Annotated in this window: 2 protein-coding genes (1 of these 2 only partly in view); both read left to right on the top strand. The window is 63.1% G+C overall.

Translation table 11 applies throughout. The annotated features are described in order from the left end of the window. Window positions 1-12 precede the first annotated feature (12 nt). Window positions 13-3252, top strand: coding sequence for a non-ribosomal peptide synthetase (locus tag PXH66_RS02455; RefSeq protein WP_330930239.1), 3240 nt, complete (start codon window positions 13-15; stop codon window positions 3250-3252). Beyond that, on the top strand, window positions 3249-13506 hold the 5' portion of the coding sequence (locus PXH66_RS02450; RefSeq protein ID WP_330930238.1) for an amino acid adenylation domain-containing protein. It continues 665 nt past the right edge of the window; the window shows 10258 of its 10923 coding nt (coding positions 1-10258); its start codon is at window positions 3249-3251; its stop codon lies off the right edge, out of view. Before PXH66_RS02455 ends, PXH66_RS02450 begins: the two co-directional genes overlap by 4 nt.

The following is a 13506-nucleotide window of genomic DNA, read 5'->3' as shown; positions in this document are numbered from 1 at the left end:
CCCCTCATCGGTATGGAGCTAAAGTTATCCCCCCATCAGGAAAGAATCTGGTTCATCGATCACTTTGAACGCGGACAGGTATATCCTCATCCTCCTGTATACCATAATCTTCCGTTAGTCATCCGGGGGAAAGGCAACATTCCCGCAGCCATGGCTCGGGCCGCACTGGAACGAATTGTCAGCCGTCATGAGGTGCTGCGCACCCGCATCGTCGAACGGGCGGTTCCCGCCACCCAAACCATCGCGCCGGAAAGCACCTTTCCTTGGCAAGAGACCACGTTGGAGCGCGATACCTCTGAGGCGTCCGTGATCGCGCATTTGGTCGCGGCCAACCTCGTGCCGTTCCAGCTCGACCGGCAACCGTTGCTGCGAAGTGAGTTCGTGCGGTGTGGTGACTGTAATCCTGATTATTGGTGGCTGATCACTTTGCATCACGTGATTGCCGACCGCCCCACGCTGCGCTTCTTGGCCGAGGAAATTGGGGGGGCGCTGGGCGGCGCCGCCCCGGTGTCTCCAGATTTTCACTACCCGGACTACGTCGAATGGCAGCGGGAACTCCCCCCCGACGCCATGGAGCCGTTGTTGTTTCACTGGAAGTGGCAACTGCGCGGACGCATCCCCCCGCTCGAGTTGCCCACCGCGCGACCGCGCGTGGCCGTGCACACCTTCACCGGAGCGCGGCACACCTTTACTTGGTCGGCCGCCACGACCGCCATCCTGCGCACAATGGCAACCTCCCGGCAAACGACGTTGTCCGCCGTCGCGTTGGCTTTGTTCACGGTCCTGCTGCACCGTTACGCCCGGCAGGATGAAATCGTCATCGGCACCTCCGCCCCCAATCGCCGCCCACCCGGCACGGCGGGATTGATGGGACCCGTCGCGAACCTCGTGGTGCTCCGCAGTCAGTTGGCGGGCAACCCCGCCTGGACGGATTTCCTCACCGTATTCGCCCACACCTTGTCCGACGCTCTGGAGCATCAGGAAATGCCCTTCGACTCGTTGGTCCGCGCGCTCAACCCCGCCAAGGATATGAGCCGCACCGCCCTGTTCGATGTGCTGGCCACCGTGGATGAAACGCCTCTGCCCGCGTTCGAGCTCGGTGCGGAGCTCGGCTCCGGGCACATGCTCGACCTCAATCTCGGTCAGGGCAAATACGACCTCGCGCTTCATCTTCAAATCCAAGCCGACGAAACCATCGCAGGCACGTTGACCTATAACACCGATCTGCACGACGAAGGTTTCGTCACGCAGCTTGCCCGTCATTTGGAACGCTTGGCGCAAGCGGTCGCGGCGGCCCCGACCACCGGTATTGCCGAGCTGCCGCTGTTGGATGACGCGGAAAAACAACAGCTTCGCCATGCCTTCAATGACTCCGCCGCCGCCGCGCCGCGCGATGAAACCCTCGCTTCACTCTTCGCCGCCCAAATCGCCGCCCATCCCGATCACACCGCTCTGACCTGTGGCGATGTTCAACTTACCTACCGTGAGCTGGATCAGCGTGCCAACCAGCTGGCCCATCACCTTCAATCGCAATTGGTCGCGCCCAATCAACTCGTGGCCGTCGCCCTCGATCGCTCGCCCGCGCTGATCATCGCACTGCTCGGTGTGCTGAAGGCCGGGGCGGGTTACCTGCCGCTCGATCCCGACCACCCGCTCGACCGCATCACGTTCACGTTGGAGGACGCCGCAGTGCGTCATCTCATCACGACCGAAACGTTGGCCGAACGTATTCGTCCGCCCGCATCCGTATCCGCGATTACATTACTCGACCGCCAGGCCGAACAACTTTCAGCGCTCGCCACCACGGCACCGGAGGTTGCATCCCGCCCGGCGCACCTCGCCTATTGCATCTATACTTCCGGCTCCACCGGCCGACCCAAGGGAGCGTTGATCGAGCATCGCCAAGTCGTGCGGCTGTTATGCAACGATCGCAGCGCCTTCGATTTTCAAGCCAGCGATGTTTGGACGCTGTTTCACTCCGCTTGCTTCGATTTTTCGGTTTGGGAAATGTATGGGGCCCTCCTGTTCGGCGGCCGCCTGGTGATTGTGCCCGCCGATACCGCGCGCGATCCCGCCGCCTTCGCCACCCTCTTGGCGACCCAGGGAGTAACGATTCTCAACCAAACCCCCAGCGCGTTCCGCCAACTCAGCGCGGAACTCGCTCGGCGGCAGCACCCGGCGCTGGCGCTGCGCCTAGTCATTTTCGGGGGCGAAGCCCTGGCCCCGCTACACCTCCGTGATTTCGCGGCCGCGTATCCCGACGTCGATCTCATCAACATGTATGGGATCACCGAGACCACCGTGCACGTCACCTATCACCGCATCACGCCTGATGACATCGCCGAGAACCGTCCCATCATTGGTCGCCCGATTCCGACCACCACCACCCTGATCATGGACGAGCGCTCGCAACTCGTGCCGCTCGGCGTGCCTGGCGAGATCTGTGTCGGCGGGGAAGGCTTGGCGCGCGGCTATCTCCGTCGCGAGGAACTGACGCGCGAAAAATTCATCGCTCATCCCTATGAGCCGGGTCAGCGCCTTTACCGTTCCGGCGATCTCGGTCGATTGCAGGCCGACGGCACCATGCTTCATCTCGGTCGAATTGACGATCAAGTGCAGGTGCGGGGCTTCCGCGTGGAATTGGGGGAAATTCAAACCCGACTGCTGCAACATCCCGCCGTGACCGCCGCTGAAGTCGTGGCCCGCGACCGGAAAGACGGCACCACGGAGCTGGTCTCCTACTTGGTGGCCAAAACGGCCGTGACGACCGCGGCATTACGTCACCATGTCGCGGATACATTGCCCGACTACATGGTGCCGAACACGTTCGTGCTGCTCGAAACCATGCCCGTGACCGTCAACGGCAAAATTGATCGTCGGGCCCTCCCCGACCCCGCCGAGTCGCTCACGGCTTCCGGCCCCGTATTTTCGCCTCCGGTCGGTGACGTCGAGTGCTTCCTCGCCGACACTTTTGCCGCGTTGTTGTCAGTCGAAAACGTCGGCCGGGACCATCACTTCTTTGAGCTGGGCGGACACTCTCTGCTCGCCGCCCAGCTTGTTTCCCGCCTCCGCGAACGCTTCCACGTCGAAATCCCCCTGCGCCACGTCTTCGAATCTCCCTCCGTCGCTGCTCTGGCCACAGTGATCACCTCAGCTCGTTCGTCGGTCACCGCTTCGGCGACCGACTCCCCGACCGCTATCCCGCGGGCGGCGCGTCGTGTCGCCGCCCCCGCTGCGCTAACCGAATCGTGATCAATTCTCTTCCCGAATCTCCGACGGACGCGACCATCGCGCCCGCCTCGTTTGCTCAATCCCGGTTGTGGTTTCTCGATCGAATGGAACCGGGCGATCCCGTGTATCACATCCCCTTGGCCGTCAGGTTGCGAGGGAAGGTGAATACCGACGCCGTGGCCGATGCCCTGCGGCAATTAACCGTTCGTCATGAAACGTTACGCACGACCTTCACGGAGGAAAACGGCCGGGTCATGCAGGTCATTCATGCATCGAGTATCCCGCCAGATGGGCGCACCGCCACTCCGGCGGCGGAACACGATTTGGCCGCTCAACTTTCGACCGAAGCGCGTCGTCCGTTTGATCTGGTCTCCGGTCCTTTGTGGCGGGCGGTGCTCTGGAAAATCGGTCCAGCGGAGCACGTGCTGCAACTGACGTTTCACCACATCGTGTCCGACGGTTGGTCGCTGGGCGTGCTGGTCAAAGAGTTCGCCCAATACTATTCCGATCCCAGCGCAGTGCTGCCGGAACTGGCGATTCACTACGCCGACTTCGCCGATTGGCAAAATGGACAACTTTCCGGCGAGGTGCTCGACGCCAAAATCGCCCCGTGGCGCGAACGTCTGCAAGGGGCGGACTTTACGCCTCCCCTCCCTCTCGATCGTCCGCGTCCGGCCCGTCGCAGCTCCGTCGGCGCCACGCATGCCTTCGTCGTCGATCTTCCCACTACCCGAGCGCTTCGTGATCTGGCCGGGGCCGCCGGCGGATCACTTTATATGGCCCTGCTGACCGGTTTCTCCGCCGTGGTGCAGCGGTGGAGTGACCGTGACGATCTCATCATCGGCACGCCGGCCGCCAATCGCAATCGCGCTGAGCTCGAACCCCTCATCGGTTTCTTTGTCAATGCCTTGCCGCTGCGTATAGACCTCTCAACCGCGACCACCGGAGCCGAGGCCTTCGCTCGCGTGCGTCATGCGACCCTCGAGGCACTTTCAGCCTCGGATGTGCCGTTCGAGAAACTCGTGCAGGAGCTCCAGCCCGACCGCTCGCTCGCCTACACACCGTTGTTTCAGTTGATGTTCGTGCTGCAGAACACACCGCTCGGCGCATTGCAATTGCCGGACCTCGAGGTGGAGCGCGTCGAAGTCGACACCGCCACCAGCAAGTATGATCTCACGCTCGTGTTCGAGGAGACGACGGCGGGACTCACCGGGCGCATTGAATACGCCAGCGAGCTCTTCCAGCATAGTTCCATCGAACGGCTGGCCCGGCACTACGTCTCCGCCCTGCAAAACCTCGTGGCGCGGCCTTCCGCTCCTCTGGCCGAACTACCGCTGGCCAATCCGGCGGAACATGCGCGGATCGCCACTTGGCGCCACGGCCCCGCGACGCGCCACCCGGAAAAATCGATCGGAGACGCGTTCGCTGGTCGGGCGATCGCCACACCGCAGGCCACCGCGCTGACCATGGGCGGCACCGCGCTGACCTACGCCGAGCTCGACCAACGATCCAATCAACTCGCGCATGTATTGCGTGCCCATGGTGTGGATACTGATCATTCCGTCGGCCTGTGCCTCGACCGCTCGATCGAACTCGTGGTGGCTCTGCTCGGAATTCTCAAGGCCGGCGGAGCCTATCTCGCCCTCGACCCAACCTACCCGGCGCACCGTCTTGAACTCATGTTGCGGACCGCTGCATGCGAGTTGGTGCTTACCACCAATCATCTCCGCGAACGACTTCCGACACACGGGCGAGTCATTGATTTAGAAACCTTGGCGGACGAAATCAACCAGGCTCCAACGACCATGCCCGGCGACGTCGGTGTGGCGCCCGAACAGCTGGCCTACGTGAGCTTCACCTCCGGGTCGACCGGCAAGCCCAAAGGCGTCGCGGTGCCCCATCGCGCCGTCCTGCGCCTGGTGAGCGACGACGGATTCATGCACTTCGGTCCCGCGGAAGTGTTTTTGTTGATGGCTCCCATCGCCTTCGATGCCTCCACCCTGGAACTCTGGGGACCGCTCCTGCAGGGTGGACGACTAGTCATCATGCCTCCCGGCACACCCACGCTGGAGGATATCGGACGCGTGGTGCGGGAAGAAAAGGTGACCACCCTGTGGCTGACCGCCGGGCTGTTTCATCTCATGGTCGACGAACGCCTCGATGATTTGCGCGGCGTGCGACAACTGCTTGCCGGTGGCGACGTGCTCAGTGTGAGTCACATGCGCAAGGCATTGCAGGCCCTGCCCGAAACCACGCTCATCAACGGCTACGGTCCGACGGAGAATACCACATTTACGTGTTGCCATACGATCACGGTCGCTGACCTCGACGGGGGATCGATCCCCATCGGTCGGCCCATACCTCACACCTCGGTGCACGTCGTCGATGCCGCCAACCGTCCCTGCCCTGTGGGCGTCCCCGGCGAACTCGTGACCGGCGGCCAGGGCCTCGCCCGGGGCTACATTGGCCAACCGGAGCTCACCGCCACGGCGTTTACCACGCTGGCCGGCGAACGCGTTTACCGGACCGGCGACCGCGTGCGCTGGCGAGAGGACGGAACATTGGAATTTCTGGGACGGATGGACCGTCAGGTAAAAATCCTCGGTCATCGGATCGAGCCCGGGGAAGTCGAAGCCATGCTGGCGGCGGTCGCCGGGATCACCACGGCGGCAGTGGTGGTGCAGGACGGCCCCACCGGCAAACGTCTGGTCGGCTATGTCGCTCCCGCCGTCGACGTCGCAACCGTGCGGGCGGAACTGACCGCGCGCCTGCCCGCCCACCTGGTGCCGGCCGTGTTGGTCTCCCTGCCATCGCTGCCGCTTACGTCGAACGGCAAAGTGGATCGAGCTGCTCTTCCGGGGCCCGAAATCGATGCGGTCGATGAAGCGGGCAACCCCGCGCTTCGCAATGCCACCGAAGAGATTCTGGCGCACTTGTGGTCGCGCCTGCTCGGGGTCGAACAGATCGGGTCCGCGGATGATTTCTTCCTGCGCGGCGGTCACTCCCTGCTGGCGACGCAATTGGTCAGTCGAATCCGTGAAACGTTTTCCGTCGAACTGCCGCTTCGCTCCATTTTCGAGGCCCCCCTCCTGCGTGATCTGGCCCATCGGATTGACCAAGCCCGCGCTCTCGACATCCCGGTTGTCCCTCCCTTGCGAGCCGAAGTGCGACCAGCGACCGTGCCGTTGTCGTTTGCCCAGGAAAGGCTCTGGTTCCTCAACCAACTCGAACCCGGCAATCCGTTCTACAACATGCCGGCGGCATTGGAACTGAAGGGCCGATTCGAGGTGGAGGCGGCGCGCCGCGTGGTCGCCACCCTGGTCGAACGTCACGAATCTCTGCGCACCGTTTTTCGCGCTTCGGACGGACATCCGACCCAAGTCATTCTGCCGACACTCTCCGTGCCGGTGGGACTGGAAGACCTTTCCCGCTCGCCCTTCGCGTCTCAGCCCGCCCTCGTGCAACGCGCCATCGCCACCGAGGCGCGCCAGCCCTTTGACCTGGCCCAGGGCCCGCTGTTGCGGGTCGTGGTGCTGAGATTGAGTGAGGATCACCACATTTTGCTCATGACGATGCACCACATCGTCTCCGACGGCTGGTCCATGGGCGTGCTCACACGGGAAATGGGCGACTACTACGCGGCCTTCACCGGTGCCGCCCAAACGCCGCTCACCGAGCTCGCCCTGCACTACGCCGACTACGCGATTTGGCAACGAAGTTGGCTCACCGGCGCGGTGTTCGACACTCAACTCCATTATTGGAAAACCCAGTTGGCGGACGCCCCCCCCGTGCTGGCCCTGCATGGCGATCGTCCACGGCCAGCGGTGCAGAGTTACCGCGGGGGCAGCCACGCCTTTCAAATCGACGCCGCCCTCACCACTGCGCTCACCGATTTGAGCCGGACCACGGGCGCCACGTTGTTCATGACGCTCGAAGCCGGGTTCGCGGTCCTGTTGGGTCGCATGGCTCGTCAGGAGGACGTGCTCATCGGCACCCCCATCGCCAATCGACATCGCGCCGAGGTCGAACCGCTCATCGGTTTCTTCGTAAACACGTTGGTATTGCGCAACGACCTCTCCGGGCAACCTTCGTTTCGCACGCTGATCGAACGCACCCGACACACCGCGCTCGATGCCTATGCGCATCAGGACCTGCCCTTCGAACGCCTCGTCGACGAACTGCAACCCGAACGCGACCTCAGCCGCAACCCGATCTTCCAGGTCATGTTCGCGCTGCACAACACCCCGTCCCAGGCCCGCAAACTTCCCGACCTGACCATCACCGACCTCGCCGCCGAACGCATCTCCGCGCAGTTCGACCTGGTGCTGGATGTCTGGGAAACCGCCGACGGCCTCAAATGCGTGCTGGAGTTCTCCACCGACCTGTTTGACGCCGCGACGGTTGCGCGCACCGCCGGACATTTCGCGACCTTGCTGCAGGCCGCCGTGGAAGCACCCGACACCCCGGTGGCGCGGTTGCCGTGGTTGCCGAACACCGAACGTGCTCTAATTCTGGATACCTTCAACGACGTCGCGATGACGTATCCCGACGACCGCACCCTGCAGCAGCTCATCACCGCCCAAGCCACCGCCACGCCGGACCGCATCGCCGGCCGCCACCGCGGCGAATCCTTGACCTACGCGGCGCTCGATCGGCGATCCAATCAACTCGCGCATCACTTGCGCAGCCTCGGCGTGGATCGCGGGCAGTTCGTCGGTGTGCTCGATGATCGGGGCTTGGACTTCCTCGTGGGATTGGTCGGCATCCTGAAAGCGGGTGCGGCCTTCATCCCCATCGATCCCGGCTATCCGGCCGATCGTGTTCAACACATGATCGCCGACAGCGCCGTGACCACACTGTTGTCCCGCACGTCGATTATAGATCGTTGCCGCCCCGCCGAGGCGCAGAGCGCCCTGCGTCACGTCGTATTGTTTGATCGTCCCGCCCCGGCGTGGACGACAGCACCCACCAGTGATCCCGCCGTCGCAGGTGATCCGACGGACGCGGCTTACATGCTTTACACCTCGGGCTCCACCGGACGACCCAAGGGGGCAATCATCCGCCACAATGGCGCGATCAATCATATCTACGGCCAGTTTCAGGAGCTGAAGTTCACCGCCGACAACGCTTTCCTGCAAAGTGCTCCCTCTTCCTCCGACATCTCGGTTTGGCAATTCCTGGCACCGTTATTGATTGGCGGTCGCACCGTCATTGCTGATTTCGAAGTGGTCTGCGAGGCACCGCGCCTGTTCGCCCTGATGCGGGCCGAGCACATCACCCTTTTTGAGTTTGTGCCCGTGGTGCTGAAGGCGCTGTTGGATCATGTGGCGGCCTTGCCCGCGGCGGAGCGCGTGCTTCCCGCCATGGTTTGCGGCATGGTCACGGGCGAAGCCGTGCCGGTCGCGTTGATCAACCAGTGGTTCGAGGTCTACCCGCAGATCCCGCTGGCCAATGCCTACGGACCCACCGAAGCCGCCGACGACATTTGCCAGGCGCTGCTCACCGCCCCGTTGCCTCCGCAGAGCACGTCTGTCCCGATCGGACGCACACTGCCCAATCTCACCCTTTACGTGCTCGACGACGATCTACAACTCGTGCCCGTCGGTGTGCCGGGCGAGATCTGCGTTTCCGGGGTCGGCGTCGGCGCGGGCTATTGGCGCAATCCGGAAAAAACCCGGGCCGCTTTCGTCCCCAATCCGTTCGATGAGAATCGCCGTGGCACCACGCTATACCGCACCGGCGACCTCGGACGTTGGTTGCCGGATGGCAGCCTGGAAATGCTCGGACGACTCGATCAACAAGTGAAGTTGCGCGGCTTCCGCATCGAACTCGGGGAAATCGAGAGCATGCTCGGTCAACACTCCGGAGTGGCCGAAACCGTGGTAAAGATCGAAGCCGATGACCGCGGCGAGAACCGGCTCGTGGCCTGGATCACCCCTGACGACGCGTCCGGCGAACTGCACGCCAAACTGCAGCAATTGCAGGATGACCAAGTGTCGCTCTGGCAGGACCTGCACGAGGACAGCTACAGCGACTCCCTTACCTACGCCGATAACGATCCTACTTTCAACGTCATCGGCTGGGACAGCAACTACACCCGCGAGCCACTCTCCGAAACCGAAATGCGCGAATACGTGGACCACACGGTGGCGCGCGTCCGCGAACTTCGCCCCCGTCGTATTCTTGAGATCGGGGCCGGCACCGGTCTGCTGATGTTTCCGTTGGCTCGCGATTGTGAACACTACCTCGCTTGTGATCTCTCCACGGTCGCGATCGAGCAGTTACGAGAACTGACCCGCGATCGGTCGGGTTACGGCGGGCTCGAACTGCGCGCCCAGCAAGCCCATGACTTCACCGACATCGCCCCGGCCAGTTACGACGTCGTGATGCTTTGCTCCGTGGTGCAGTATTTTCCCGGTATCAACTATTTGATGACGGTGATCGAGGGTGCACTGCGCGTGATTAAACCGGGCGGGGCGATTTTTCTGGGAGACGTGCGTCTGCGGCCGTTGCTGGAGGCTTTTCACGCATCGGTGCAACTGTTCCGCGCCGGCGAGACCCTCGGGGCCGCCGGACTGCGCCGCCGCGTGCGTGAAGCGCTGCAAACCGAACAGGAAATGGCGGTCGAGCCCGCCTTCTTCGCGGCGTTGCGCAGCCGTTTTCCCGCTATTTCCCGGGTGCAGATTCGACCGAAACGCGCGACCGTGCAGAACGAAATGACCCGCTTCCGGGCCGACGTGACCCTACACATCGGCGGGTGCGAGGCGACGCCGATGCCCCCCGACACTGCCGTCGTTGATTGGCCGGATCGACCGCTCTCCCTCGACGACCTGGCCGACGTGCTGACAACGGAGACCGCCCCCACCACGTTGCATCTTCGCCACATCGCCAACCGGCGGGTGCAGCGGGAACTGCAGACTCTCGCGTGGCTGGAATCCGCGCCCGCCAAAGCCTCCGTCGCCGCCTTCCGCGCAGAGTTGGACGCCAGCGTTCTCGCCGGACTGGAGCCGGAGGACCTGCTCACCCTCGGTAAAGATCTCGGGCTGATCGTCGACCTGGCCCAGTATGGCGCTGATGGCTCGTTCGACGCCATTTTCCGTCGCGGCGATGCCGCCTCGCTGCCCCCGATCGACCTTTTTCCACCCCCTGCCCAAACACTGCCGTGGCGAACCTACGCCAATCACCCGCTCCACGAAAAGCTCGCCCGCTTCCTCGTGCCCACGCTGCGCAGTTTCCTGCGCGACCGTCTGCCCGGTCACATGATTCCGGCGGATTTCGTGGTGCTCGAAGCCTTCCCCCAACTTCCTAACGGCAAGATCGACCGGCAATCCCTACCCATCCCCGAACGGACGCACTCCACCGCCGCGGAAGACTACGTCGCTCCCGCCGGTCCGACCGAGTCCAAACTTGCCACCATCTGGGCCACCGTGCTCGGCATGGAACGTGTCGGGGTCACGGCCAATTTCTTCGAGATCGGCGGTCACAGTCTCAAGGCCACCCAAGTGGTGAGCCGCATCCGGCAGGAATTCGGGGTCGAAGTCGCCCTGCGCGAGATGTTCAATCAACCGACCATTCGAGAGCTCGCCACGGTGGTTGCCGGGCGGCGACAGAGCGAGCACACGCCGTTGCCGCGCACGCCCGAGGCGCCGGACTACCCCCTCTCCCACGCGCAAACCCGTCTGTGGGTGCTCGCCCAAATGGAAGGAGCTCTGGTCGCCTACAATATGCCGGTGTCGCTGGAACTCACCGGTCCCATTGATCAGACCGCACTCGCCAATGCCTTCGCCGGTCTCGCTCACCGTCACGAATCGCTGCGCACGACGTTGCCCGAGATCAATGGTCAGCCGCGCCAAAAAGTGCATCCACGACCCTTGGGCGGGTTTTCGTTCATGGATCTCGCCGCCGCGACGAATCCGGAAACCGCCGCCCGCGAAATCGCGCTCACCGATGCCCTGACACCGTTCGATTTCGCCACCGGTCCCCTCGCTCGGCTCACCCTGCTGCGCCTCGCACCCGATCGACACGCGGTCTTGTTCAACATCCATCACATCATCTCCGACGACTGGAGCATGGGCGTGTTGGTGCACGAGTTCATGCGGCGCTACGAAAGTCTCGCCACCGGCAAGCCATTGGCACTCAAACCGCTCGCCATCCAACACCGCGACTATGCGGTCTGGCATCAGGCGCGCCTCGCATCCGCAGGCATGGCGACGCAACGCCAATTCTGGCACGATCAATTGGCCGGAAAACTGCCGGTGCTGGCACTCGCCACCGACCACCCGCGCCCTCCGGTTAAGACCTATCGCGGCCGCACCCTCAATTTCACGGTGCCACCCACCACCACGGCGGTCCTTGGTGAGCTCGCCCGCCAGCACCGGGCATCACTCTTCATGTTGCTGACCGCCGCAGTGCAGACTTTTTTGCACCGTCACACCGGCCAAACTGATCTCATCGTCGGCACGCCCATCGCCGGCCGGAATCATCCTGACCTGGAGGACCAGATCGGTTTCTACATTAACACACTGCCGTTGCGGGCTCGGCTCGATCCTGCTGACTCCTTCACAACCCTGCTGGCCCACGTGCGTGATACCATCACCGGTGCCTTCGAACATCAGGACTACCCGTTCGATCGTATTGTGGACGAACTCTCCCTCGAACGCGATGTCAGCCGCTCACCGCTTTTCGACGTCGTGGTCGTGATGCAAAACGTCGATCCCTACGAGCTGCGTATCGATGACGTGAAGATCGCACCATTCCTCGACGACGTAGGGGGCAGCAAGTTCGATCTGCAGTTCAATTTCGCCGAAACCGAAGGCCGTCTGGAGAGCTCCATCGGATTCAACACCGATCTCTTCACCGAAGACCGCATCATTCGTTTCATCGGTCAGCTCACCACACTGCTGGAGAGTATCGCCAACGACCCCACGCAATCCATCGCCCGGCTGCGTCTGCTGCCAGCCGCGGAACGTCGTCGTATTCTGCAGGAGTTCAATCCCACCCCACCGGATCTTCCCGCCCCGTCCACGCTCGTGGCCCGGTTCGAATCCCAAGTCGCCCACTCCCCGGATCGCATCGCCCTGACAATGCCCGCCGGTGAATCCGTCACCTACGCCGAGCTCAATCGACGCGCGCGGCACCTCGCCGCCCGGCTGCGCACCGCCGGCGTGCGCGCGGAAGTTCCAGTGGGACTGTTTCTCGAACGCGGGATCGATCTGCTCGTGGGGCTGGTAGCCATCCTCAAGGCTGGTGGCGCCTATCTGCCGATCGATCCGGTTTATCCAGCCGATCGGGTCGCGTTCATGCTCAGCGATGCCCGTGCCCCGATAATCCTCACCAGCACGTTGCTGCAGGAACGCCTCTCCGCGATCGATGCTGAAGTCATCGCGCTCGACTCCCCCGAGCTCGACCCGGCTGTTGACAACGGTGAAAGCGCTGACGCCACCCTCGACCCCATCGAACCGAATCAGGCCGCCTACATCATCTATACGTCGGGGTCCACGGGCACACCGAAGGGTTGCATCATCCCCCACCATCAGGCGGTGCGATTGTTCGATGCGACGGATCACTGGTTCCATTTCAATCGCGACGACGTTTGGACGCTCTTTCACTCCCATGCCTTCGACTTCTCAGTCTGGGAAATCTGGGGGGCCTTGCTCCATGGCGGTCGCCTGGTCATCGTGCCGCAGACCACCAGCCGCGATCCCGAAGCGTTTCTGGAGCTCCTGCGGCGGGAACGTGTCACCGTGCTCAATCAGACCCCTTCAGCCTTTCGGCAACTCTCCGCCGCCGACGCGTCCGCCGCACCGGACGCCGCGCCTCTGGCCCTGCGCACCGTGATTTTTGGTGGTGAAGCCCTCGACATCGGCAGCCTGCGGGGATGGTGGGAACGACACGCCGACAACGCCCCGCGTTTGATCAACATGTATGGCATCACCGAGACCACCGTGCACGTCACCTACCGTCCGCTTGGTGTGACTGATCTCGACACCGCGCATCGGAGCGTGATCGGAGAAGCCATTCCGGATCTCTCATTGTATTTACTCGATCCCTACGGTGAGCCGGTCCCCATCGGCGTGGTGGGTGAGATACATGTCGGTGGATCGGGCGTGGCCCGCGGTTACCTCCACCGCCCCGAACTTACCGCCGAACGGTTCATCGCTCATCCGTTTGATTCCACTCCCGGTGCCCGCCTCTATAAATCCGGCGATCTCGCCCGCTGGTTGCCCGACGGTGATCTCGAATATCTCGGCCGCGCCGACCACCAGATCAAGATCC

Origin of the sequence: Synoicihabitans lomoniglobus, from assembly GCF_029023725.1 — a bacterium.
GTDB classification, from domain to species: Bacteria; Verrucomicrobiota; Verrucomicrobiia; order Opitutales; family Opitutaceae; genus Actomonas; species Actomonas lomonigloba.
Note: the sequence above shows the minus strand (reverse complement) of the source record. Positions and strands in the feature narration are given on the sequence as shown.

What these genes read in the sequence shown, in the direction of transcription:
- PXH66_RS02455 (WP_330930239.1), top strand. Translation starts at nt 13, where the DNA reads ATGGAGCTAAAGTTATCCCCCCATCAGGAAAGAATCTGGTTCATCGAT.